The organism is Pseudomonas sp. HPB0071, assembly GCF_000478505.2.
GTDB lineage: Bacteria > Pseudomonadota > Gammaproteobacteria > Pseudomonadales > Pseudomonadaceae > Chryseomonas > Chryseomonas luteola.
In genome coordinates this window covers 269,301-293,392 of record NZ_KI517367.1, presented here as the reverse complement: position 1 = coordinate 293,392, position 24,092 = coordinate 269,301, and the positions used below count along the sequence as shown (strand labels likewise).

Here is a 24,092-nt window from a genome sequence, read left to right as displayed (position 1 = left end):
GACGGTATAAAGGAGTTATACGTCATGGAAAGGAAGCCACGGCTGCTGGATCAAGTGCGAGAGCAAATCAGGCTCAAACATTACTCGATCCGAACGGAACGCGTCTATTGCGAGTGGGTCAAGCGATTCATTCGTTTTCATGATTATCGACATCCGGTCGAAATGGGAGCACCGGAGGTTGAGTCTTTTTTATCTCATCTGGCTGTCAATAAAGACGTGGCTGCGTCGACCCAGAATCAGGCGCTGGCTGCGCTTCTGTTTCTTTATAAAGAAGTATTACGGCAGGACTTGCCCTGGCTGGGTGAAGTTGTGCGCGCTAAAAAGCCAAGTCGTTTACCTGTAGTGTTATCTATAGAGGAAGTGCAGAAGATTCTGGCGAATCAAGGACGAGCCGTGGCTTATTTCAAACTCGCTGTACGGCACAGGGATGCGGTTGATGGAGGCTGTCAGGCTGCGCGTTAAAGATATCGACTTTGGTCGGCGAGAAATCCTTATTCGTGACGGAAAAGGCCAGAAGGACAGGGTTACGGTGTTACCCCTGCGCTTGATTGAGCCGCTCAAGGTGCAACTTTCTCATGTGAAACATCTTCATCAGCATGAGGTGGCACAAGGGCGCGGTGATGTGTATCTGCCCGATGCCCTGGCGCGCAAATACCCTAGAGCACCTTGGGAGTGGGGCTGGCAATACGTGTTTCCAGCTTCTGGTTTATCGGTTGATCCCCGCAGTGGTGCCGTCAGGCGTCATCACTTCAATGAGCAGAGGCTTCAGCGTGGCTTCAAACGCGCTGTTCAGGTGGCAGGCATTGTTAAGCTGGCTACGCCCCATACGTTGCGCCACAGCTTTGCCACGCATCTGCTGGAGAGTGGCCAGGATATTTGGACAGTGCAGGAGCTGCTGGGCCACGCCGATGTAAAAACCACCATGATTTATACCCACGTACTTAATCGCGGTGGGCTGGCCGTCTTGAGTCCATTGGATCGAGTTTAAGCGGCTTCTTTACTCGTCTTCGGAGTCGGCACCAATGGCTTCGAAACAGACGAGACGATGCCCTTCGATTAGCCAGCTGTTGGCTGCGGCGTCGTGCTCGGCTTCCATTACGCTGTTGTAGCTGAACTGCCAGCGCTTGCGTTCACGCCCGTCCAGCGCCTCGATGGTCAGGACGATCTCTTCGCTTTCAAAGGACTCGTCCGCCTCTGCAGCGGCATCGGCCTGGTCGAGAAGATCATCATTCAAGGTAAAGTTGGCCGCATGGAGCCCGTCGATTTCGAGCATGTCGGCGAGTTCGAGTTGGTCGAGCAGGTAGGGCGTTTCGGTGGTCATGGGCAGGTACGTAGAATCTGAAGAGAGAAGAGGTGGGCCAGCCAGCGGCGTAACCCACCCTACAGGTTAGTTAATTATCGTAGCCCAGGTTGGGGGCTAGCCAACGTTCGGTGACGGCGAGATCCTGGCCTTTACGCTGCGTGTAGCTTTCCACCTGATCCTTGTCGATCTTGCCAACGGCAAAGTATTGCGCTTCCGGATGGGCGAAGTACCAGCCGCTCACAGCTGCGGCGGGGAACATGGCGTAGTGTTCGGTCAGGAATACACCGCTGCGGCCCGCCTGGTTGAACTGTGCTTCTGGGTCGAGCAGGGCGAAGAGCGTGGCTTTTTCGGTGTGATCCGGGCAGGCCGGGTAGCCGGGGGCAGGGCGGATGCCCTTGTAGCGCTCCTTGATGAGTTCCTCGTTGGAAAGTTGCTCATCACGTGCGTACCCCCAATGTTCCTTGCGTACACGCTCATGGAGCCACTCGGCACAGGCTTCGGCCAAACGGTCGGCCAGCGCCTTGACCATGATGGCGTTGTAATCATCACCCTTGGCTTCGTAGCTCTTTGCCAGCTCCTCAGCACCGATACCGGCAGTAGTAATAAAACCGCCCATGTAGTCGGTTACGCCGCTTTCCTTGGGCGCCACGAAGTCGGCCAGGGAGAAGTTGGGTTTGCCGTCCGGCTTGATGGTCTGCTGGCGCAGGTGATGCAGTGTTGCCAGAGTTTCACCCGAGTCGCTGTAGACCTCCAGGTCATCATCGCGTACTTGATTGGCTGGCCAGAAGCCGAACACGGCACGCGCCTTGATAAGCTTTTCATCGATCAGCTTTTTCAGCATGGCCTGGGCGTCATTGAATAGGGCAGTGGCGGCTTCGCCCACTACTTCGTCGGTCAGGATGCGCGGATATTTGCCGGCGAGATCCCAGGAGATGAAGAAGGGTGTCCAGTCGATGTATTCGGCAAGCACAGCAAGGTCAATATCATCCAGCACCTTGACGCCGGTAAAGCTGGGTTTGGGGGCTTGATAGCCAAGCCAGTTGAATTGAGGCTTGTTGGCGACTGCCTTCTCATAACTCAGGCGCTCAATGCGTGCGCTGCGGTTGGCGGTGCGCTCGCGGACTTCAGCGTATTCGGTACGGGTTTTCTCGACGAAGCCTGCCTTGAGTTCCTTAGAGAGCAGCTGGGTGGCGACACCTACGGCGCGAGAGGCGTCGGTTACATAGACCACCGCGTCGTTGCTGTACTGCGGCTCGATCTTGACGGCCGTGTGCGCCTTAGAGGTCGTGGCACCGCCAATCATGAGTGGTAGTTTGAAGCCCTGACGCTGCATTTCCTTGGCGACGTGGACCATTTCGTCCAGCGATGGCGTAATCAGTCCGGAGAGGCCAATGATGTCGCATTTCTGTTCGATAGCGGTTTGCAGGATTTTTTCTGCCGGCACCATCACGCCCAGATCAACAATGTCGTAGCCGTTACAGCTCAGCACCACGCCCACGATGTTCTTGCCAATGTCGTGAACGTCGCCTTTTACTGTCGCCATGAGGATCTTGCCCTTGGCCTCGGGCTTGTCACCTTTTTCTGCTTCGATGAAGGGGATCAAATGAGCCACAGCCTGCTTCATCACGCGAGCGGACTTGACTACCTGAGGCAGGAACATTTTGCCGGAGCCGAACAGGTCACCAACGACGTTCATGCCGGACATCAACGGGCCTTCGATAACCTCGATAGGGCGGGCACATTGCTGGCGGGCTTCTTCAGTATCTTCGACGATAAAGGTCGTGATGCCTTTGACCAGTGCATGCTCAAGACGCTTGTCTACTGGGTAGCTGCGCCATTCTTCTGTTTCGACTTCCTTGACGGAGCCGTCACCCTTGTACTTGTCGGCAATGGCCAGTAGCGCTTCGGTGCCATTGGGGGTGCGGTTAAGCACAACGTCTTCGACTCGATCACGCAGTTCCTTGGGAATCTCGTCATAGATTTCCAGCTGACCGGCGTTGACGATACCCATCGTCAGGCCGTTCTTGATGGCGTAATACAGAAAGACAGAGTGGATGGCCTCACGCACCGGGTTGTTGCCACGGAACGAGAAGGACACGTTAGAGACGCCGCCGGAGGAGAGGGCGTAGGGCAGGTTGTCCCGGATGAAGGCGCACGCGTTGATGAAATCCACCGCGTAGTTGTTGTGCTCTTCGATGCCGGTTGCGACCGCAAAGATGTTCGGGTCGAAAATGATATCTTCCGGCGGGAAGCCTACCTGGTTGACCAGAATGTCATAGGAACGGGCGCAGATTTCATTCTTGCGCGCTTCGGTATCGGCCTGGCCCGCTTCATCGAAGGCCATGACGACCACCGCCGCACCGTAGCGCTTGCAAAGCTTGGCGTGGTGGATGAATGCGTCGACCCCTTCCTTCATGGAGATGGAGTTGACGATGCCCTTGCCCTGGATGCACTTAAGGCCAGCCTCGATGACATCCCACTTGGAGGAGTCAATCATGATCGGCACACGGGAGATGTCCGGTTCAGAGGCAATCAGGTTCAGGAAAGTAACCATGGCCGCCTTCGAGTCCAACATGCCTTCGTCCATGTTGATATCGATGACCTGAGCGCCAGCTTCTACCTGCTGGCGGGCAACATCCAGAGCTTCTGCATAGTTCTCTTCACGGATCAGGCGGGCAAACTTGGCAGACCCGGTGATGTTGGTTCGCTCGCCCACGTTTACAAAGAGGGACGTGCGATCAATGGTGAATGGCTCAAGGCCGGACAGGCGGCAAGCACGCGGGATCTCTGGTAGGGCGCGCGGTGGGTATTTGGCTACCGCCTCGGCAATCGCCTGGATATGGCCGGGCGTGGTGCCGCAGCAACCGCCTACGATATTCAAAAAGCCACTGGCCGCGAACTCTTCAACCACCTCAGCCATTTGTGCAGGCGTTTCGTCGTACTCGCCAAAGGCGTTAGGCAAGCCAGCGTTCGGGTGGGCTGAAACGTGGGTTTCGGCCTTGGCGGACAATTCTTCTATATAGGGGCGCAGCTCTTTTGCACCCAGCGCGCAGTTGAGGCCGACCGAGATGGGCTTGGCATGGCGGACCGAGTTCCAGAAGGCCTCAGTGGTCTGGCCGGACAAGGTGCGACCGGAGGCATCGGTGATCGTACCGGAGATCATGATCGGCAATTCAAAGCCGACTTCCTCGAATACGCCCTGTACTGCAAAGATCGCTGCCTTGGCGTTCAAGGTGTCGAAGATTGTTTCGATCAGAATCAGATCCGCGCCACCTTCGATCAGACCTCGCGTGGCCTCGGTGTAATTTTCCACCAGCTCATCGAATGTCACATTCCGGTAGCCGGGATTGTTTACGTCTGGCGAGATGGAGCAGGTGCGGCTGGTTGGACCAAGGACGCCTGCAACAAACCGTGGTTTATCTGGCGTTTCGGCTGTCTTTGTGTCAGCAACTTGACGCGCCAGCCGTGCACCTTCCACGTTCAGCTCATACACCAGCGCTTCCATACCGTAGTCGGCTTGGGAAACGCGCGTGGCGTTGAATGTATTGGTCTCGAGGATATCGGCGCCCGCATCCAGATAGGCTTTTTCGATCGCCTGAATGACATCAGGACGAGTCAGAAGCAGGAGGTCGTTATTGCCTTTGACATCGCTAGGCCAGTCAGCGAAGCGTTCACCCCGGTAATCGGCCTCTTCCAGTCTGTAGCTCTGGATCATTGTACCCATACCGCCGTCCAGAATAAGGATGCGCTCCTTGAGTGCGGTTTGCAGGGCGGAGAAGCGTGCGGCGCGATCGATCATGGGCAGGTATCCAGATTACAGCGACAAAAAAGGGATGATAGCAAAGCTGTCAGATGGCACGAAGACTGCTTTGGTCATCTGATATATGAGCTATCTTCAAGTAATAACGCTTCCATTTTTAACGAGTATCGATTGTGACTGCGACTCCGCTACTGGTTTGTGATGATTCTGCCATGGCACGAAAGCAGCTGATTCGTGCCTTGCCTCCCGAGTGGTCTGTGGACATTACACAGGCGACCAATGGGAGTGAGGCGCTTAACGTGCTGCGTCAGGGCAAGGTTCAGGTCATGTTACTGGACCTGACCATGCCGGTCATGGATGGCTATCAGACGCTGGAGGCGATGCGGGCTGAAAACATCACGTGCAACGTGATCGTGGTTTCTGGCGACGTCCAGGAAGAGGCCATACGGCGTGTGCTGGAGTTGGGTGCACTGGCGTTTCTGAAAAAGCCAGCCGACGCTGAGCAGCTCAAGGCACTGCTGCTTCAGCATGGCTTGCTTGGATTTGCACCCAACAAGGAAGCCGTCATGGAGGATCGTCCTGATCCTGATGTCAGCTTTCGTGATGCCTTCCGCGAAGTGGTCAACGTATCCATTGGTCGCGCGGCAGCGTTGTTGGCCAAGGTGCTCAATGTTTTCGTGCAGCTTCCGATTCCCAACGTCAACATCCTTGAGGTAGGCGAGCTGCATATGGCGTTGGCTGATGTGCAGCGCGGCAGCCGTGTCACAGCGGTCTGTCAGGGGTTTATCGGTAATGGCATTGCGGGCGAGGCCTTGCTGATTTTCCATGATTCGGAAGTCAAGGACATGGTAACGCTGCTCCGCAGTGGCAGCACGCAAAACAATGATCAGATGGAGATGCTGCTCGACTTGGCTAGCATCCTGATTGGGGCATGCCTGAGCGGTTTGTCGGAGCAGATCGATGTGCGCTTCTCGCAGGGGCACCCGATGATCCTGGGGCAACACACGGCGCTTGAGAATCTGATTCAGGTCAATCGCCAGCGCTGGAAGAAGACCCTGGCTGTCGAGGTGAGCTATAGCCTCGAAGGGCATGACATACATTTTGATTTGCTGCTGCTGTTTACCGAAGACTCAGTCAAGCGGCTTACTAATAAAATCAATTACATGATGGATTGATACATGGCGATCGAACTCGACGATCTTCACTGGATGCTGGATATCGTGCAGCACATCGATGTCGGTGTGCTGGTGATCAATCGCAAGTATGAAGTGGAAGTCTGGAACAGCTTCATGGAAAACCATTCGGGAATCGTCCCGAGTGATGCGCAGGGCAAGCTACTATTCTCGCTTTTCCCTGAAATGGACGAGGACTGGTTCCGTTACAAGGTCGAAGGTGTGGCCATGCTGGGCACGCCGATGTTCACCATCTGGGAGCAGCGGCCTTATCTGGTCAAGTTCAAGAACTATCAGCCTATTACAGGGCTGGAAGATTACATGTACCAGAATGTCACTATTCTGCCGCTGCGTGACACGCGAGGCGGAGTGGGTTACATCGGTATCATTATCTATGATGTGACACGGGTTGCGACCAACACGCGTCAGCTGCAATCGGTCAATGGTCAGCTGGAGCAGTTGTCACGAACCGACCGGCTGACCGGACTGTTCAATCGTGGCTTCTGGGATGAATGCCTGAAGCATGAATTCGCGCGTCATTTGCGCTACCGCTGCAATGTCGGGCTGGTGATTCTTGATATCGATCATTTCAAGAAGATCAACGACACCTACGGTCATCCGGGAGGCGACAAGGTCATCCAGGCTCTGGCTAACCTGATTAACGGCCATATTCGGGCAACCGACAGGGCGGGGCGCTATGGCGGTGAGGAGTTCGTCATCCTGATGCCTGATACGCCATGCAGTGGCGCCCAGATCTTTGCAGAACGCTTGCGCCAGCAGGCTGAGCATCTGAAGGTGGAGCACGAAGGTAAGCAGATTGCGTTTACGATCAGCCTGGGCATTGCCGACCTGAGCCTGCCCGTAGAGAGCCATGAGGTGTTGCTGGAGCGTGCCGATCAGGCGCTCTACCAGTCCAAGCATAATGGCCGCAATCAGGTTACGGTCTATTCGGGCGCATGAGTAAGCGATAAAAAAGCCCGCTGTTTCAAGCGGGCTTTTGATGTGCGGTGCTGATCAATCCAGGCCTTGCAGTAAGCCAGCCATGTCATCGGCGTGTTCTTCTTCCTGGGCCAGGATGTCTTCAAAGATGCGCCGTGTGGTTGGGTCCTTGTCACCGATGTACTGCACGATCTCGCGATAGGTATCGATGGCGATGCGCTCGGCAATCAGGTCTTCCTTGATCATGTCACGCAGGTCGTGACCTTCGGCATATTGGGCATGCGAGCGGGTGAGCAGACCCTCAGGGTTGAAATCAGGCTCGCCGCCCAGCTGCACGATACGCTTGGCCAGGCGGTCGGCGTGCTCCTGTTCCTGGTCGGCATGCTCCTGAAATTCGGCAGCCGCAACGCTAGCCTTGATACCGGTAGCCATGAAGTAGTGACGCTTGTAGCGCAGCGTGCATACGATCTCGGTCGCAAGTGAGTCGTTAAGGAGCTTGATAACAGTTTCGCGATCGGCGCTATAGCCCTCGGTGATGGGGCCGTCTTCAATATGTTGGCGGGCTCGTTGGCGAATGGTTTCGATATCGGTCAGAAAGGGGTGGTTGGTCAGCATGGGGCATTCCTCTTAGGCTTCACGGTCCATCTGGGATGGCCCTCTGTCGGGGCCTGTCCAGATGTGATTCCCACGTCTGGTAAAAGTTTTGTCCAAGATTTATCGGCGGGTCGGGCTTGAAAGAATCAAGCACAGGTGCCATTTATCCTACTAAACTAGTAAGTCTTTAACCGTAGGCCGCTCTGGCGTACACTGCGCCCAGGTAAGCGAGGAGTAGAAATGAGCGCTATCACCATTACTGAAGCCGCCCAGGATTACCTGGCTGGCCTGCTTGAAAAGCAAAACACTCCCGGTATCGGCATTCGCATTTTTATCACGCAGCCGGGAACCCAGTACGCCGAGACCTGTATTGCCTACTGCAAGCCGGGCGAGCAGAAGCCTGAAGATACGTCGTTTGGTCTGAAGGACTTTACCGCCTGGATCGATGCGATCAGCGAGCCCTTCCTGGAAGATGCCATCGTCGACTATGCCCAGGATCGCATGGGGGGTCAGCTGACCATCAAGGCGCCCAACGCCAAGGTACCGATGATCAGCGAAGACAGCCCGATCAGCGAGCGCATCAATTATTATCTGCAGACTGAAATCAATCCCGGTCTGGCCAGCCACGGCGGTATGGTGAGTCTGGTTGAGGTGGTAGAAGACGGGGTTGCCGTGTTGCGTTTTGGTGGCGGCTGCCAGGGCTGCGGTCAGGTTGACCTGACGCTCAAGGATGGCGTCGAGCGTACCTTGATCGAGCGTATCCCGGACCTGAAAGGCGTTCGTGACGTAACCGATCATAGCAATCGCGAAAACGCCTATTACTGATAGGGTTTTGCGAAAAGAAAAGGCGGCTACGAGCCGCCTTTTCTATGCCGCCTGTTAGTTAGTGCGGGGTATAGATCTGGTCGAAGACGCCGCCATCGGCAAAGTGCGTTTTCTGTACGGTCCGCCAGTCACCAAACAATTGCTCGACTGAGAAGAAGTCCACTTTCGGGAAGCGGTCCTGATACTGCGCCAGAATCTCTACGTTGCGTGGACGCAGATAGTTGTCGGCTGCGATACGCTGACCTTCTTCCGACCAGAGATACTTGAGATATCCCTCAGCCACTTCGCGTGAGCCTTTCTTGTCAACGACCTTGTCGACCACCGTGACGGGTGGCTCGGCTTCAGCCGATACGCTGGGATAGATCACCTCGAAGTTACCGCGACCAAATTCGCGCGCAATCATTTCGGCCTCGTTTTCAAAGGTCAGCAGCACATCGCCAATCTGATTTTGCATGAAGGTTGTGGTAGCAGCGCGACCGCCTGTATCCAGAACCGGAACATGCTTGAACAGCTCGCCCACAAATGCTTTGGCCTTGGCCTCGTCGCCTCCGGTTTTCAAGACGTATCCCCAGGCGGACAGGTAGGAGTAACGTCCGTTACCTGTGACCTTGGGGTTTGGAATGATGACTTCCGTACCCTCCTTGACCAAGTCAGGCCAGTCCTTGATGCCCTTTGGGTTGCCTTTGCGAACGATAAAGACGGTAGCGGAGGTGAATGGGGCGCTGTTATTCGGTAGGCGCTCGGCCCAGTTCTTGGGGATCAGCCCGCCATTGTCGGCCAGGGCGTTAATGTCGGTGGCCTGGTTCATGGTGATGACATCCGCCGGTAGGCCATCAATGACGGCGCGGGCCTGTTTGCTGGAGCCACCATGAGACATCTGAATGGTTATATTCTGGTCATGGGTCTCTTTCCAGTGCTTTTGGAAAGCCGGGTTGTATTCCTTGTAGAAGTCTCGCATCACGTCATAGGAAACGTTCAGCAGGGGCGCTGCATTCGCAGCACCTCCCAGGAGCAGGCCGGCCGCCAGTAGCGGAGCGAAGAGCTTTTTTATCATGGTGATGTCTCTTATCGGTTGTTATCAGAGCGTCCCGCTCTGGAAAGGCCACATTATTCCGGTATTACCGTTCGTTTATAAAGCGAGTTTCCACAGCGGCTGCAAAACGAGGCCTGTGCTTCGTGGAGTTCCTTGCCACACGCCCCGCACGGCTTGTGGATACTGTTCTCGCCTCGAATGGCATTGGATAGCTCAGCGGTAAAGATACCGGTGGGTACTGCAATGATCGAGTAGCCACTGATCATGACGATGCTGGCGATGGCTTGACCTAGAGCAGTTTGCGGAACCATGTCGCCAAATCCTACCGTTGTCAGCGTCACGATCGCCCAATAGATACTTTTGGGAATGCTGGTGTAGCCATTTTCCGGTCCTTCCACTACGTACATCAGTGAGCCGAATAGCGTCACCATCGTCAGAACACTGAGCAGGAAGACAATGATCTTTTGCCGACTACCTCTTAATGCCGTCACCAGAAAGTTGGCCTGATTCAGGTACTGACGCAGCTTTAGAATCCTGAATATCCTGAGCAGGCGCAGGATACGGATCACCAGCAGGTATTGAGCGCTAGGCACAAAGAGTGCAATAAAGCTGGGCAGTATCGCCAGCAAGTCCACGATGCCGAAAAAGCTGAAGGCATACTTCGCAGGTTTTCGTGCGCTGTATAGCCTTAGCAGGTATTCGATGGTGAACAGGACGGTAAACGCCCATTCACACAGGGACAATATTTCGTCATATTTAGCATGGATCTCCGCCACGCTATCAAGCATGACCACCACCAGGCTGGCTAGGATGGTAAACAGGAGGGCTTCATCGAACCAACGTCCCGGAGCGGTGTTGGAGTGGAAGATGATGATCTCCAGACGTCGGCGCAGGCGCTGAGCGTCGGCCATGGCATAGACTCCTTCTAATGTTAAAATCGCACCCTTGTGTCTTCTCGCCATGCCGGTAATGAAGGCACGCGAAGGAAGGGCGCATGCGGCTAAAATCCATCAAGTTGGCGGGCTTCAAATCATTTGTAGACCCGACAACCGTTAATTTCCCCAGCAATATGTCGGCAGTCGTAGGGCCGAACGGATGCGGCAAATCGAATATCATCGACGCCGTGCGCTGGGTCATGGGCGAAAGCTCGGCAAAGAACTTGCGCGGCGAGTCGATGACCGATGTCATCTTCAACGGCTCGAACAGCCGCAAACCGGTTACCCAGGCTTCAATCGAGCTGATTTTCGATAATTCGGACAACTCCCTAGTCGGTGAGTATGCCAGCTATGCGGAAATTTCCATTCGCCGACGGGTAACTCGGGACGGGCAGAATACCTATTTTCTCAACGGTACCAAATGCCGTCGTCGCGACATCACTGATATCTTTTTGGGCACAGGGCTTGGCCCGCGCAGTTATTCGATCATCGAGCAGGGGATGATTTCCAAGCTGATCGAGGCTCGTCCAGAGGATTTGCGCAATTACATCGAAGAAGCGGCGGGGATCTCCAAGTACAAGGAGCGCCGTCGTGAAACGGAAAGCCGTATTCGCCGTACCCAGGAAAACCTTGCGCGCCTGACGGACCTTCGTGAAGAGCTTGAACGGCAACTCGAACGGTTGCACCGACAGGCGCAGGCTGCCGAGAAATATCAGGAGTACAAGGCGGAAGAGCGCCAGCTTCGTGCCCAACTGGGAGCACTTCGTTGGCGCGATCTGGATGAGCTGGTGCAGCAGCGTGAGCGCGTCATTGGCAATCAGGAGGTAGCGCTCGAAGCGTTGGTTGCTGAGCAGCGCAGCGCTGATGCCAGTATTGAGCGACTGCGAGACAGCCATCATGATTTGTCCGAGCGGTTCAATCAGGTGCAGGGGCGCTTCTATTCGGTTGGTGGAGACATTGCGCGGGTCGAGCAGAGCATTCAGCACGGCCAGCAGCGCTTGCGTCAGCTGCAGGATGATCTGCGTGAAGCCGAGCGCTCTCGGGAAGAAGCTGCCGCACATCTGGGTAATGACCAGGCGCTTCTTGCTACCTTGGCCGAAGAGCTGGCCATGCTGGAGCCCGAGCAGGAAATGAGCGCAGCTTCTGCTGAAGAATCTGCCCTGGCGCTGGAGGCGTCCGAGCAGGCCATGCAAGCGTGGCAGCCGCAGTGGGACAGCTTCAACCAGCACAGTGCAGCGCCTCAACGTGAGGCTGATGTTCAACAGTCCCGTATCCGTCACTTGGAAAAAAGCCTGGAACGGCTCATGGAGCGCGAGCGACGACTGCGTGATGAGCTGACGCAACTGGCAGCGGATCCTGAAGACGCAGCGTTGCTCGAGCTCAGCGAAGAGCTCGCTGGAATCGAGTTGATTCTCGAGGACCTCGCCCAGGAAGAAATAGAGGCCAACGAGCAGCTGGCTATCAGTCGAGAGCAGCTTCAGGCTGTAACCACTCAACAGACCACGGCGCAAGGTGAGCTGCAGCGTCTGGAAGGTCGTATTGTCTCGCTGGAGGCCTTGCAGCAGGCTGCGCTCGATCCTGGAAAAGGGGCGGATGACTGGATGCGTCTGCATGATCTGCATGAGCGTAGCCGCCTGGCCGAGGGTGTTCGGGTTGAGTCAGGCTGGGAGAGAGCCGTTGAAACGGTGTTGGGCGCTGATTTGCAGGCGGTTTGCCTGGATGATCTCTCCGGTCTCGACCTGGCTGCATTCGAGCAGGGCGAGCTGCGCCTGGTAACACCTGGGCATGTAGCGCCTGCAACGCCAGGGAGCTTGTTGGATAAAGTCGAAGCCCCACATGATCTGTCGCCCTGGCTGGGCAATGTATTTCCAGTGGAGACCCTTGAGAACGCACTGGCGCAGCGGCAGAGGCTTGCTGACGGGCAGAGCCTTGTCAGTCGAGACGGGTATTGGGTATCCCGTCACTTTTTGCGAATACAGCGCTCCAGCGAGGCGGAAAGCGGTGTGCTGGCGCGCGGCCAGGAGCTTGAGCGTTTACACGCTGAGCGTACTCAGCTGGAACACCGGCTGAGTGAGGGGCAGAAGGCGTTTGAGCAGGCGCAGGAGCAGTTGGCAGAGCTAGAGCGCAGCCGCGAAACGGTCCGCCGTCGATCTCAGGAGGAGAGCCGCCGCCAGGGTGAAGTCAGGGCTCAGCTGTCGGCGCGGCAGGCCAAGGCCGAGCAGCTTGGACTGCGCCGAAAGCGGCTTGAAGAAGAGCGGGTTGAAATGGCAGAGCAACGCGCTATCGAGATCGAGCAGATTGGTGAGGCACGACTGAGCCTTCAGGATGCATTGGATGCCATGGCTGCCGATACCGAGCGTCGCGACCTGTTGATTGCTCAGCGCGAGACGCTACGCGAGCGGCAGGATCGGGCTCGTCAGGAGGCGAGGCAGCATAAGGAGCAGGCTCATCAGCTGGCTGTAAGGCTGGGGTCGCTCAAAGCCCAGCATGACTCTACACAGCAGGCACTGGAGCGTCTGCTGCTGCAGGCGGCTCGGCTCGACGAGCGACGTGAGCAGCTTAGTCTCAACCTGGAAGAGGGCTCTGCACCGATTGAGGAGCTCAGGTTGAAACTCGAAGAATTGCTTGAGCGCCGCATGAGTGTCGATGAGGAGCTACGAGGCGCGCGCATGGCTCTGGAGGAGGCAGATCGTGAGCTGCGTGAGTCCGAGCGCCGTCGTACCCAGGCCGAGCAGCAGGCGCAGGTGGTGCGCAGTCAGGTGGAGCAGCAGCGGCTTGAGTGGCAGGGACTGTCCGTGCGCCGTAAAACCCTTCAGGAGCAGCTGCATGAAGAGGGGTATGACCTGCAGACCGTAGTGGCTACATTGCCTGAGGATGCCACCGAATCGGCATGGGAGACCCGATTGGAGGCGCTGAATGCGCGTATTCAACGCCTGGGTGCCATTAACCTGGCAGCCATCGAGGAGTATCAGCAGCAATCCGAGCGCAAGCGCTATCTGGATGCGCAAAACGATGATCTTGTTGAGGCCTTGGAAACGCTCGAAAACGTGATTCGCAAGATCGACCGTGAAACGCGCAATCGTTTCAAGGAAACATTCGATCAGATCAATAATGGCCTTCAGGCCTTGTTTCCAAAAGTTTTTGGCGGCGGACACGCCTATCTGGAACTTACGGGAGAAGATTTACTCGATACCGGGGTTGCGATCATGGCGCGTCCGCCAGGCAAGAAGAACAGCACCATTCATCTTTTGTCAGGTGGTGAGAAGGCATTGACGGCGATCGCGTTGGTTTTTGCGATTTTCCAGCTCAATCCGGCGCCATTCTGCATGCTTGACGAAGTGGATGCGCCTCTGGACGATGCCAACGTTGGCCGCTACGCGCGGCTGGTGAAGGAAATGTCCGAAAAAGTGCAGTTCATCTATATCACACACAACAAGATCGCCATGGAAATGGCCGATCAGCTGATGGGCGTGACGATGCACGAACCGGGCTGTTCGCGTTTGGTGGCCGTCGATGTCGAAGAAGCTGTTGCTTTGGCTGAAGCTTGATACGACAGACGGTGTAAAGTTGGTGGCGGGCGTGCTAGTTTATGCCCGTTTTTGGGCGTTTGGCATTTTGCTATGCATGGGCAAGTGGCGAGCGCGAAGTTGATTTTTGACAGAGGTATGCGTCTTACATGGATATCGGTCTGCGCGAATGGCTGATCATCATCGGCATTATCGTAATCGCCGGCATACTTTTCGATGGCTGGCGACGGATGAGCGGGAAAGGGAAACTCAAGTTTCGCCTGGACAACAATCTCTCCGGCCAGTCCGATGAGGGCGGTAGTTCAGAACTACTAGGGCCGTCTCGTGTGGTCGAACATAAGGAGCCGTCTTTTGATAGCGAGGAAGAAGCGCCTCGCCCAAGTCGTGCCGCTCGCAAGCGCCGCGAAGAACCTGTTGCGGAAGAGTTGGAGCTGGGTGGCGCCGAGCCCCAGTTCAGTGCCCTGGCTGATGACGATGAGGCACCGGCTCGTGGCAAGGGTAAGGCCCGCAAGGACATCGTCGACGCCGAGCCGGACCTGTCTGCGATGGAAGAGCCGCGCAAAGAGCGCAAGGAGCTGCCGCCCGTAGAAGAGGTGTTGGTCATCAACGTGATTTCACGTGATGAGAACGGCTTTCGCGGTCCGGCTCTGTTGCAGAATATTCTGGAAAGTGGCCTGCGCTTCGGTGACATGGATATCTTCCATCGTCACGAGAGTATGTCCGGCAACGGCGAAGTGCTTTTTTCCATGGCCAATGCCGTACGGCCAGGTACGTTTGATCTGGACAACATCGATAGCTTCCGCACGCCGGCCGTAAGCTTCTTTTTAGGCCTTCCAGGCCCGCGGCATCCCAAGCAGGCGTTTGAAGTGATGGTGGCTGCCGCTCGCAAGCTGGCCTCCGAGCTCAACGGTGAGTTGAAGGACGAGCAGCGTAGCGTCATGACGGCACAGACCATCGAACACTACCGCCAGCGTATCATCGACTTCGAACGCAAGAGCCTGACTCAGAAACGCTGAGCCGATTTCAGAGTCGACTAAAGAGCAGCTTATGCTGCTCTTTTTGTTTCTGCCTGTTGCTGGACATGACGTCCAGCCTTGGTGCTAGAGAGAGAACAGCATGACCCAAGCCCAAGATGCCGCCGAGCGGATCGCTTCTTTGCGCAGCGAAATCGATGCGCATAATTACCGTTACTATGTTCTGGATGAACCCAGTGTTCCGGATGCCGAATACGATCGGCTATTTCGTGAGCTCAAGGCGCTTGAGGCCGAGCACCCTGAGCTGATTACGCCTGACTCTCCCACGCAGCGGGTGAGTGGCTCCGCCCTGTCGGCTTTCGGGACGATTCGCCATGAAGTCCCCATGCTAAGTTTGGGGAATGCCTTTGAAGAAAAGGATTTGCTCGAATTTGATCGCCGCGTACGGGACGGGCTGGCTGATGAGCTTGTCAGTCATAACGGTAATGATCTTTTCAGCCAGACGGCAGAAATTGAATACACCTGTGAGCCCAAGCTCGACGGCCTGGCGGTAAGCCTGCTGTATGAGCGGGGCGTGCTTGTTCGCGGGGCGACCCGTGGTGACGGCACGACAGGCGAGGACATCACTGCCAACGTGCGTACTATCCGCAACGTCCCCCTCAAGCTTCAGGGCCGTGGTTGGCCGGATGTGCTCGAGGTGCGGGGCGAAGTCTTTATGTCCAAGGCCGGTTTCGAAGCCTTGAATGAGCGCGCGATGGAGGCCGGTGGGAAGACCTTTGCGAACCCACGTAATGCCGCCGCAGGCAGTTTGCGCCAGCTCGACTCCAGTATTACTGCCAAGCGCCCGCTCGAATTCTGCTGTTACGGCTACGGGCGGGTAGAGGGCGGAACGCTGCCAAATACTCAATACGAGATTTTGCAGTCGGTTCGCAAGTGGGGCATTCCAATCAGCAAGGAGCTGAAGCTAGCCAAAGGTGCTCAGGCGTGCCGTGATTACTACCATGATATTGGCGAGCGACGTGATGGGCTCGCTTATGAAATCGATGGCGTCGTTTTCAAGGTCAACCGTATCGACTGGCAGAAAGAGCTGGGCTTCCGGGCCAGGGAGCCGCGCTGGGCGATTGCCCACAAGTTTCCAGCCCGTGAAGAGCTGACGGAGCTTACTAACGTCGAGTTTCAAGTGGGTCGTACGGGCGCCATCACGCCTGTTGCTCGTCTCAAGCCGGTTCAGGTGGGCGGCGTTACGGTCACTAATGCAACCCTTCATAATATGGATGAGGTCGAAAGGCTGGGCGTGATGATTGGCGATACTGTCATCATCCGCCGTGCAGGCGATGTTATTCCTCAGGTCATGCAGGTGGTGCTCGAGCGTCGGCCGGCAGATGCTCGGCCTGTGGCGGTGCCGACCCATTGTCCCGTCTGCGGCTCGGAAGTGGAACGGACACAGCTCGTCAAGCGAGGCAAGGGACGAGAGTCGGTCAGCGTGGGCGCTGTCTATCGCTGCGTAGGTCGCCTGGTCTGTCAGGCGCAGCTCAAGCAGTCCATCATTCATTTTGCGTCACGCCGTGCGATGGATATCGATGGGTTGGGCGACAAGATTATCGAGCAGCTGGTAGACCGGTGTATGGTCAAGTCACCGGCGGATCTGTATGCGTTGACCTTTGAGCAGGTTATCCAGCTGGAGGGGTTTGCGGAAATCTCGACCAGAAACCTGCTCAGCGCTATTGCGAACAGCCGAACGCCTGTGCTGGCACGTTTCATTTTTGCCTTGGGCATCCCCGATGTCGGCGAGGAAACTGCCAAGCTGCTGGCACGTACGTTCGGGAGTCTGGAGCGTATTCAGCGGGCCTTGCCGGAAGTGCTGATCTACTTACCCGATATTGGTTATGAGGTCGCGTATGAGATCCATAACTTCTTCGAGGAAGAGCACAACCAGAATGTCATTGGTGATTTGTTGCGTAATGGCGTGCAGGTTCAGGAGGAGGGTGAGCTTCATCCTGAGTTCGCTGGCTACGCCACGTTTGCCGATTTCATCGAGAAGCTGGGTATTCCCTATGTAGCGGCAACCGGCGCTAAAAACCTCGCCGGTCACTTCAAGACGCTGGAAGCGTTGATTACTGCCGACTGGCTGGACCTGAGCGCCATGAAGGGCTTGAACGAAAGAGCCAAGAATGCCGTGCGCGATTTCTTCAGTCAGGCTGAATATGCAGAGCGCGCGCGAATGATCGAGGCACAGCTGCGCGAATTTGGCATGCATTGGGAAAGCGAAAGGACACAAGTGGAAGGGTTGCCGCTAGCAGGTCAGACGTGGGTGCTGACAGGAACGCTAGAGGCGATGAGTCGAGATGTAGCCAAGGAAAAGCTAGAGGCGCTTGGTGCTAAGGTTTCCGGATCGGTATCTGCCAAAACCACATGTGTCGTAGCAGGTCCGGGCGCTGGATCAAAGCTGACCAAGGCAACCGAGCTAGGTGTTACGGTACTGGATGAGCAGGCTCTGCTTGATCGTCTGGCCAGCTTCGAGGTGAGCTGAAAATAAGACGGCGCCCTCCATCCAGAAGGCGCCATCTTATTAATTATCCGCTAAATGACTGAAAAGCTTGTAACTTCTGCTCAAGTGAGTAGAATGATGCGCCTCACCTATTGGTGACGTTCGTTATGGTGGTCCTGCCGGTCCCCCCGCAACGATCAGCCGTGAACCCGGTCAGGTCCGGAAGGAAGCAGCCGTAGCGGTGACATCGTGTGCCGGGGTGTGGCTGGTGGGGCCACCTCCATTCTTAAAGCGTTCAGCTTGACTCTCTAATCAACTTCGCGGATTTGCTGCTTTTGCGGGCAGATATTCTCGCGTTTAGCAATAGTCTTTTGCCATGAAGGCACTTTGCTACCGCTCGTCTGTCTGTCACAATTTTTCACGCTTAAGATTGAATTAATTAACGTATTTCATTTCTACAGCGTGACGTAGGTCCTAGTTGTACTGCAGCGCTTGTCTGTATGTGTTGTTCTGACCTGCTTGTCAAAGAATATTGTTCAGCGTGCATCCAGTAGTCCTTTCTACAAAAGGATGAGGAAAGGGCTGCAATAATAAAATTCAAAGGATGAGCAAAAAATGGAAAGCATCCAGACATCAGTATCCCCAGAAGAGCCTGTTTCATTCGTATCTATCATTCAGAAAACTGTGCAGGAGGCATGGGCTGTGGTTTATGCACATGGAGGAATCATTTCGGAGTTCAACAACGAGCAGGAAGCTAAATGCGAAGCAGAGCAATGGGGCGGGGTGTGGTTCCGTCTTAACGTCTGATAGTTTTCTCTAGCATCTGTGCGGCTGATTGGCAGCTGCACAGCTGTGCGCAATAACCGCCCTCCTTATTTTTCTTTTCAGTTGCCTCGTCTAATCATATGATGATTAGAGCGCTTTCTATCAATAACAATACGTCTTTGCGCTGATCGAGCAACGGCCTTCAACAGTCGTTAAGATGCTTGTAGGTCAGAGCGGGCGAGGGCGAGGTCTGAATGTCGAATAATTTTCACGCATCAGCCGTAGATAAACTGGGTAGCTTGATCGCTTCCGGGCAATTCAAGCCTGGGGATGCGCTGAAAGTCGAGGCGGATCTTGGTGAGGAGTTGGGTGTCAGTCGAACGGTCGTGCGGGAGGCCATCAAGACACTGGTCGCCAAGGGCATGATCGAGGTGGGCCCCAAGGTGGGAAGCCGTGTATTACCCCTAAATCGGTGGAATCTCTTCGATCCCCAGGTGGTGGCATGGTTGAGTCGTGGCGGCTTGCCCGAGAATTTCGTCAAGGATCTGCTTGATTTACGGCGTGCTATTGAGCCAGTGGCTGTGCGCTGGGCTTGCGAGCGTGCAACACCTGAGCAGATCAGGCGCGTCCAGGCAGCCTATACAGCGTTGGAAGCTTCGCTTTCAGGTGGAGATTACAACAGTGCCGACCAGCACTTCCATGAGTGCGTCCTGGCGGCCAGTCACAACCAGTTCATCGAGCAAATGGTGCCCGCGCTAGGCGCCTTGCTTGCCGTTTCCTTTCAGATTTCGTCTGTCGATCCTTCAGAGTTGCAACGAACGCTGCCCTTGCACAAGGAGCTGGCGGATGCCATTGCTGCGCGAGATTCCTCTCGGGGCGTTTGGGCATGCATGACGTTGATCGACAAGGCTGCTGTCACGATTTCTAAATATGCTCAGGCTAGTAGTTAGCGTGAGCTGTGCATTCATAACTACAAATAAGGATGCTTTATGGAGTGGCAACCGGTTATATCCCATCGCTTTAAATTAGCGGAAGGTCCTTTTTGGGATGAGCTCACCCAGGCGTTGTACTGGGTGGATATCGTAGGTAAGAAAGCCTGTCGACTGGAGGGGGGCATTACTCTGAATGGCTGGTGACCGAGCCTGTTTCGGCCTTTATTCCCACGATACGCGGAGATGCGTTGCTGACTATGGTCAGTGGTGTTCACCGCCTGGATCTGGAATCACCACCGCATGCACCTTCACTTTCACTGTTCTGCGTACCGGATCCTACTGAGGGGAACCGCGCCAATGAGGCGCGCTGCGACGCGGCAGGGAATCTGTGGTTGGGCAGCATGCAGAACAATATAGGTGAGCAGGGCGAAGACCTGCCGATCACCCGTCGTTCAGGTGGATTGTTTCATATCGGTCCTGATGCGAAGGTCACTCGTCTGGCCAGCGATATCGGCATTGCCAACACGCTACTCTGGAGTACAGAGGGGGATTGCGTTTACACCGCCGATACGCTGGAAAGCGTGATCTACCGTCATACTATTGGTGCCAAAGGGCTTGGCGAAAGAACAGTTTGGGCGCAGGCCCATGAGCGTGGTCATCCGGATGGGTCTGCCATGGATTCGCAGGGATATGTCTGGAATGCGCGCTGGGATGGCCACTGTCTGATTCGATTTGCTCCAGACGGTTGTGTCGACACGATTATAGAGCTACCTGTGTCCCGGCCCACCAGTTGTGTGTTTGGCGGACACGACCTCAAGACGCTCTATGTCACGAGTGCGGCAGGTGATCAGCCTCTGGATGGTTCTGTGCTTTATGCGCGTGTGGATGTGGCCGGGATGCCGTGCCATCGCTTCATGGGTTGACGTTAAGCGACTCGATTTGTGATCCAGCGCTTCTCTTTTTTTGATTGCTCAAGGAAGAGTTGCAGTCGATCGAGTCCAATCATATTATGATATGACTGTTTCACCTGGCCTGTCTTATTACATCAGTCAGGTGTCAGCACAATTTGATGCAGTACACGCTAGCTATTCAATAAAAATAAGGAGGTAGCTATGTTTCGTGGCCGTGGGATTTCTTCCCTGGTGAAATCTGCCTTGGCAGCTGGTGCGCTGGGCCTTTCGTTATCTGCGGCTTCGGTCGCCCATGCCGAAGAAGTAAAGATCGGTTTTCTCGTCAAGCAACCTGAAGAGCCTTGGTTCCAAACCGAATGGGCTTTTGCGGAAAAAGCTGCGAAAGACAAAGGCTTTACCCTCCTCAAGATTGCTGTACCTGATGGTGAAAAAACGCTTTCCGCTATCGATAGCCTGGCGGCTAACGGTGCTAAAGGCTTTGTCATTTGTCCGCCTGATGTTTCCCTCGGCCCAGCCATCGTGGCCAAGTCCAAGATCAATGGCTTGAAAGTCATGGCTGTGGATGATCGCTTTGTCGGCTCCGATGGAAAGTTCATGGAAGACGTGCCTTACCTGGGCATGGCCGCTTTTGATGTAGGGCGTCAACAGGGCGAGGCAATGGCCGCTGAAGCCAAGAAGCGCAACTGGAAGTGGGATGAAACCTACGCGGTCATCAACACCTTCAATGAGCTAGATACCGGAAAGCAGCGTACCGACGGCTCTGTAAAGGCGTTGCGTGACGCCGGTCTGCCAGAGGACCACATCATTTATGCTCCGCAAAAGACGCTGGATGTCCCCGGCAGCATGGATGCCACCAGCTCCGCACTCGTCAAGCTACCGGGTAGCGCCAAGCACCTGATCGTAGGTGGTATGAATGACAACACAGTGCTGGGTGGTGTGAGGGCGACTGAAAGTGCCGGTTTCAGTGCTGAAAACGTGATCGGAATCGGCATCAACGGTACAGATGCTATCGGTGAGTTGAAAAAGCCCAACAGCGGCTTTTTCGGCTCGATGCTTCCCAGCCCACACGAAGAGGGCTACCAGACCGCCACCATGATGTACGAATGGGTGACTACCGGCAAAGAGCCGCCCAAGTACACCGCCATGGACAAGGTTACGCTGATCACACGCGAAAACTTCCAACAGGAACTCGAAAAGATCGGGCTCTGGAAATAACCGTCTCCTGCATTATCCGGTCCGCCTGACGGACTCCTTGCAACCTTGCGACGCCTGTATGGCGTCGCTTTAGGAGGTGATATGGAAGCATTACAGCAGTCGGTGCAGGGCGAAAGCCTTGCGTTCCAGGGCATTGGTAAGACGTTTCCTGGCGTCAAGGCGCTGTCCGACATCAACTTCACGGCTCGCCCCGGCTCCGTACATGCCCTGATGGGGGAAAACGGTGCAGGCAAGTCAACATTGCTCAAGATTCTGGGTGGCTATTACCAGCCCAGTAGCGGTCATCTGCGCATTGGTGATCGTGATATGGTCTTCAAGAACACGGCGGACAGTATCCGTAATGGCGTAGCCGTGATTCACCAGGAACTTCAACTCGTTCCGGAAATGACTGTGGCTGAGAACCTGTTTCTGGGTCACTTGCCGGCCCGCTACGGCATTGTTAACCGTGGGCGTCTTCGTCAACAGGCTCTGCAATTGCTGAAAGGCCTAGCGGAGGAAATCGATCCGAATACGCGCGTCGGGCGTCTGTCCCTGGGGCAACGGCAGTTGGTGGAAATTGCCAAGTCCTTGTCTCGTGGCGCCCATGTAATTGCATTCGATGAGCCCACCAGCAGCCTGTCTGCCCGTGAAACCGAGCGGCTGATGGCAATCATTGCGCGTTTGCGCGATGAGGGAAAAGTCATTCTTTATGTTTCGCACCGAATGGAAGAAGTCTTCCATATCTGCGATGCCGTCACGATCTTCAAGGATGGACGTCATGTGCGCACATTCGAGCGCATGAGTGAAACCACGCCGGATCAGCTGATCACCTGCATGGTAGGACGTAGTCTGGACGATATCTATGACTATCGTCCCCGTGAAAAGGGCGAAGGTTGTTTGAACGTATCCGGCTTGATGGGGCGTGGTCTGCAGCAGCCAGTCAGCTTTGAGGTTTGCCAGGGTGAAATCCTTGGGCTCTTCGGGCTGGTTGGAGCAGGGCGTACCGAGTTGCTCCGCCTGCTATCAGGTCTTGAACGGCACAGTGCGGGCGTGCTCAAGTTCAAGGGCGAGGCGCTGACGCTTCGCAACCCACGTGATGCCATCGCTGCTGGCATTCTGCTCTGTCCCGAGGATCGCAAGAAAGAAGGCATCGTTCCGCTGGGCAGCGTGGCCGAAAACATCAATATCAGCGCACGTCCGCGGCATGCAACCTGGAGCTGCCTGCTTCAAAGCCGCTGGGAAAAGGAAAACGCTGAAAAGCAGATCCGCGCATTGAATGTAAAAACACCTACGCCTTATCAGAAGATCAAAAACCTTTCGGGCGGTAACCAGCAGAAGGCCATCCTGGGGCGCTGGCTGTCCATGCCCATGAAGGTGTTGCTGCTGGACGAACCTACACGCGGCATCGATATCGGTGCGAAATCCGAAATCTACCAGATCATTCACTCGCTGGCGGCCAAAGGCATTGCAGTGATTGTGGTGTCGAGCGATCTCATGGAAGTCATGGGGGTTGCGGACCGCATCATGGTCATGAGTGAAGGTGCTGTAACGGGTGAGCTGGCACGTGCCGAGGCGACCGAAGAGCGTTTGCTGGAGCTCGCATTGCCCCGTACGCGCGCCTGATATGTAACAAGCCTGCGTTGCCTTGAAGGCTTCGAAATACAAAAACAATTGAGGTGTTCCATGTCCACGCAAAACAACGCCTTGGCGGCACCGCGCCGTAGCTTTGATACTCGCCGTTTTATTGATGACTGGGCGATGATGCTGGCGGCCCTGGCGATCTTTGTTCTCTGTACCTTGTTTATCGATAACTTTCTTTCGCCGCTCAACATGCGAGGGCTAGGGCTGGCAATCTCCACAACGGGGATCGTCGCCTGCACCATGTTGTTCTGTCTGGCATCTGGGCATTTTGACCTGTCTGTAGGCTCGGTCATTGCCTGTGCGGGCGTCGTCGCAGCGGTAGTAATGCGCGAATTCAATAGCGTGGCGCTAGGGGTAACCGCTGCACTGGCAATGGGGTTGTGCGTAGGACTCATCAATGGGCTGGTCATTGCCAAACTCAAGATCAATGCCTTGATCACAACCTTGGCGACCATGCAGATTGTACGCGGTCTGGGTTACATCTTTTCCAACGGCAAGGCCGTAGGCGTAATGGAAGAAAAGTTCTTTATCTTTGGTAATGGTCAGATGTTTGGTGTTCCGGTGCCGATTTTGATCACACTGGTATGCATCCTGTTCTTTGGCTGGCTGCTCAACTACACCACGTTTGGACGCAACACGCTGGCTATCGGTGGTAACGAAGAAGCCGCCTTACTGGCGGGTGTACACGTTGATCGTACCAAGATCATCATCTTTGCTATGCAGGGTGTGATCGGTGCGTTAGCGGGCGTGGTTCTGGCTTCGCGTATGACCTCCGGCCAGCCGATGATAGGGCAGGGGTTCGAGCTGACCGTGATCTCGGCATGTGTGTTGGGAGGGGTGTCGCTGGCCGGTGGTATCGGCATGATTCGTCACGTCATTGCTGGCGTGCTGATCCTGGCAGTGATCGAGAACGCCATGAACCTCAAAAATATCGACACGTTCTACCAATACGTCATCCGTGGAACGATTCTGCTGCTGGCCGTTGTAATCGACCGCTTCAAGCAGCGCTGATACCTAATGGAGACCTCACGGCACGCGTGCTGACACGTGCCGATGAGGCCGCTTTTGCCTGTGACCCGGCCTATCCCATAGATAAGAG

16 protein-coding genes, 1 other RNA gene and 2 pseudogenes are annotated in these 24,092 nt (G+C 55.5%); 14 read left to right on the top strand and 5 right to left on the bottom strand.

What is annotated here, in order from left to right; translation table 11 throughout:
• Nucleotides 1-24 precede the first annotated feature (24 nt).
• Nucleotides 25-988: pseudogene (locus tag HMPREF1487_RS28230) on the top strand (integron integrase).
• Nucleotides 989-997: 9 nt separating this feature from the next.
• Here the strand turns inward: HMPREF1487_RS28230 and HMPREF1487_RS01470 are convergent.
• The gene (locus tag HMPREF1487_RS01470) at nucleotides 998-1,321 is read right to left on the bottom strand and encodes a DUF5629 family protein (RefSeq protein WP_010794822.1); all 324 of its coding nucleotides are present in this window, start codon (nucleotides 1,319-1,321) and stop codon (nucleotides 998-1,000) included.
• A 70-nt stretch (nucleotides 1,322-1,391) separates the two neighbouring features.
• Nucleotides 1,392-5,102: a methionine synthase gene (metH, locus tag HMPREF1487_RS01465; protein WP_010794821.1), complete on the bottom strand. Its 3,711-nt coding sequence runs from the start codon at nucleotides 5,100-5,102 to the stop codon at nucleotides 1,392-1,394.
• 173 nt (nucleotides 5,103-5,275) lie between these two features.
• Here metH and HMPREF1487_RS01460 point away from each other — a divergent pair, with 173 nt between their 5' ends.
• A complete protein-coding gene (locus HMPREF1487_RS01460; protein ID WP_037029572.1) occupies nucleotides 5,276-6,238 on the top strand; it encodes a response regulator in 963 nt (320 codons plus the stop codon).
• Between the two features lie 3 nt (nucleotides 6,239-6,241).
• A complete protein-coding gene (locus HMPREF1487_RS01455) occupies nucleotides 6,242-7,195 on the top strand; it encodes a GGDEF domain-containing protein (protein ID WP_010794819.1) in 954 nt (317 codons plus the stop codon).
• A 54-nt stretch (nucleotides 7,196-7,249) separates the two neighbouring features.
• Here the strand turns inward: HMPREF1487_RS01455 and HMPREF1487_RS01450 are convergent, their stop codons facing one another.
• On the bottom strand, nucleotides 7,250-7,789 hold the full coding sequence (locus HMPREF1487_RS01450; protein ID WP_010794818.1) for a ferritin-like domain-containing protein: 540 nt from the start codon (nucleotides 7,787-7,789) through the stop codon (nucleotides 7,250-7,252).
• A gap of 219 nt (nucleotides 7,790-8,008) precedes the next feature.
• On the opposite strand from HMPREF1487_RS01450, the gene nfuA reads away from it, so the two are divergent.
• Entirely contained in the window at nucleotides 8,009-8,593 is a 585-nt protein-coding gene (gene nfuA, locus HMPREF1487_RS01445) for a Fe-S biogenesis protein NfuA (RefSeq protein ID WP_010794817.1), read from the top strand.
• Nucleotides 8,594-8,651: 58 nt separating this feature from the next.
• Here the strand turns inward: nfuA and HMPREF1487_RS01440 are convergent, their stop codons facing one another.
• The gene (locus tag HMPREF1487_RS01440) at nucleotides 8,652-9,644 is read right to left on the bottom strand and encodes a sulfate ABC transporter substrate-binding protein (RefSeq protein ID WP_037030361.1); all 993 of its coding nucleotides are present in this window, start codon (nucleotides 9,642-9,644) and stop codon (nucleotides 8,652-8,654) included.
• A gap of 56 nt (nucleotides 9,645-9,700) precedes the next feature.
• Nucleotides 9,701-10,537, bottom strand: coding sequence for an ion transporter (locus HMPREF1487_RS01435; RefSeq protein WP_010794815.1), 837 nt, complete (start codon nucleotides 10,535-10,537; stop codon nucleotides 9,701-9,703).
• A gap of 83 nt (nucleotides 10,538-10,620) precedes the next feature.
• On the opposite strand from HMPREF1487_RS01435, the gene smc reads away from it, so the two are divergent.
• The 10 genes and pseudogenes from smc (at nucleotide 10,621) to araH (ending at nucleotide 24,004) form a co-directional block, all read left to right on the top strand.
• Entirely contained in the window at nucleotides 10,621-14,109 is a 3,489-nt protein-coding gene (gene smc, locus HMPREF1487_RS01430; protein WP_010794814.1) for a chromosome segregation protein SMC, read from the top strand.
• A 128-nt stretch (nucleotides 14,110-14,237) separates the two neighbouring features.
• Nucleotides 14,238-15,104 (top strand): cell division protein ZipA, encoded by an 867-nt coding sequence (zipA, locus tag HMPREF1487_RS01425; protein ID WP_010794813.1) that lies wholly within the window; start codon nucleotides 14,238-14,240, stop codon nucleotides 15,102-15,104.
• A 100-nt stretch (nucleotides 15,105-15,204) separates the two neighbouring features.
• Entirely contained in the window at nucleotides 15,205-17,592 is a 2,388-nt protein-coding gene (gene ligA / locus HMPREF1487_RS01420; protein ID WP_010794812.1) for an NAD-dependent DNA ligase LigA, read from the top strand.
• Between the two features lie 135 nt (nucleotides 17,593-17,727).
• Nucleotides 17,728-17,824: signal recognition particle sRNA small type (ffs, locus tag HMPREF1487_RS26640), an RNA gene on the top strand.
• 341 nt (nucleotides 17,825-18,165) lie between these two features.
• Nucleotides 18,166-18,357, top strand: a complete 192-nt coding sequence (locus tag HMPREF1487_RS01415; protein WP_010794811.1) for a hypothetical protein — start codon at nucleotides 18,166-18,168, stop codon at nucleotides 18,355-18,357.
• A 212-nt stretch (nucleotides 18,358-18,569) separates the two neighbouring features.
• Nucleotides 18,570-19,265, top strand: a complete 696-nt coding sequence (locus HMPREF1487_RS01410) for a FadR/GntR family transcriptional regulator (RefSeq protein ID WP_010794810.1) — start codon at nucleotides 18,570-18,572, stop codon at nucleotides 19,263-19,265.
• Between the two features lie 39 nt (nucleotides 19,266-19,304).
• Nucleotides 19,305-20,170 (top strand): annotated as a pseudogene (locus tag HMPREF1487_RS01405) (SMP-30/gluconolactonase/LRE family protein).
• A 189-nt stretch (nucleotides 20,171-20,359) separates the two neighbouring features.
• On the top strand, nucleotides 20,360-21,373 hold the full coding sequence (locus HMPREF1487_RS01400; RefSeq protein ID WP_010794807.1) for a substrate-binding domain-containing protein: 1,014 nt from the start codon (nucleotides 20,360-20,362) through the stop codon (nucleotides 21,371-21,373).
• 81 nt (nucleotides 21,374-21,454) lie between these two features.
• Nucleotides 21,455-22,975 (top strand): L-arabinose ABC transporter ATP-binding protein AraG, encoded by a 1,521-nt coding sequence (araG, locus tag HMPREF1487_RS01395; protein ID WP_010794806.1) that lies wholly within the window; start codon nucleotides 21,455-21,457, stop codon nucleotides 22,973-22,975.
• A gap of 60 nt (nucleotides 22,976-23,035) precedes the next feature.
• Entirely contained in the window at nucleotides 23,036-24,004 is a 969-nt protein-coding gene (gene araH / locus HMPREF1487_RS01390) for an L-arabinose ABC transporter permease AraH (protein ID WP_010794805.1), read from the top strand.
• The last annotated feature ends 88 nt before the right edge of the window (nucleotides 24,005-24,092 follow it).

Excerpts from the sequence above, each read along its gene's own strand:
- HMPREF1487_RS01470 (WP_010794822.1), bottom strand. The coding sequence starts at position 1,321 with ATGACCACCGAAACGCCCTACCTGCTCGACCAACTCGAACTCGCCGAC.
- metH (WP_010794821.1), bottom strand. The coding sequence starts at position 5,102 with ATGATCGATCGCGCCGCACGCTTCTCCGCCCTGCAAACCGCACTCAAG.
- HMPREF1487_RS01460 (WP_037029572.1), top strand. The coding sequence starts at position 5,276 with ATGGCACGAAAGCAGCTGATTCGTGCCTTGCCTCCCGAGTGGTCTGTG.
- HMPREF1487_RS01455 (WP_010794819.1), top strand. The coding sequence starts at position 6,242 with ATGGCGATCGAACTCGACGATCTTCACTGGATGCTGGATATCGTGCAG.
- HMPREF1487_RS01450 (WP_010794818.1), bottom strand. The coding sequence starts at position 7,789 with ATGCTGACCAACCACCCCTTTCTGACCGATATCGAAACCATTCGCCAA.
- nfuA (WP_010794817.1), top strand. The coding sequence starts at position 8,009 with ATGAGCGCTATCACCATTACTGAAGCCGCCCAGGATTACCTGGCTGGC.
- HMPREF1487_RS01435 (WP_010794815.1), bottom strand. The coding sequence starts at position 10,537 with ATGGCCGACGCTCAGCGCCTGCGCCGACGTCTGGAGATCATCATCTTC.
- smc (WP_010794814.1), top strand. The coding sequence starts at position 10,621 with ATGCGGCTAAAATCCATCAAGTTGGCGGGCTTCAAATCATTTGTAGAC.
- zipA (WP_010794813.1), top strand. The coding sequence starts at position 14,238 with ATGGATATCGGTCTGCGCGAATGGCTGATCATCATCGGCATTATCGTA.
- ligA (WP_010794812.1), top strand. The coding sequence starts at position 15,205 with ATGACCCAAGCCCAAGATGCCGCCGAGCGGATCGCTTCTTTGCGCAGC.
- HMPREF1487_RS01415 (WP_010794811.1), top strand. The coding sequence starts at position 18,166 with ATGGAAAGCATCCAGACATCAGTATCCCCAGAAGAGCCTGTTTCATTC.
- HMPREF1487_RS01410 (WP_010794810.1), top strand. The coding sequence starts at position 18,570 with ATGTCGAATAATTTTCACGCATCAGCCGTAGATAAACTGGGTAGCTTG.
- HMPREF1487_RS01400 (WP_010794807.1), top strand. The coding sequence starts at position 20,360 with ATGTTTCGTGGCCGTGGGATTTCTTCCCTGGTGAAATCTGCCTTGGCA.
- araG (WP_010794806.1), top strand. The coding sequence starts at position 21,455 with ATGGAAGCATTACAGCAGTCGGTGCAGGGCGAAAGCCTTGCGTTCCAG.
- araH (WP_010794805.1), top strand. The coding sequence starts at position 23,036 with ATGTCCACGCAAAACAACGCCTTGGCGGCACCGCGCCGTAGCTTTGAT.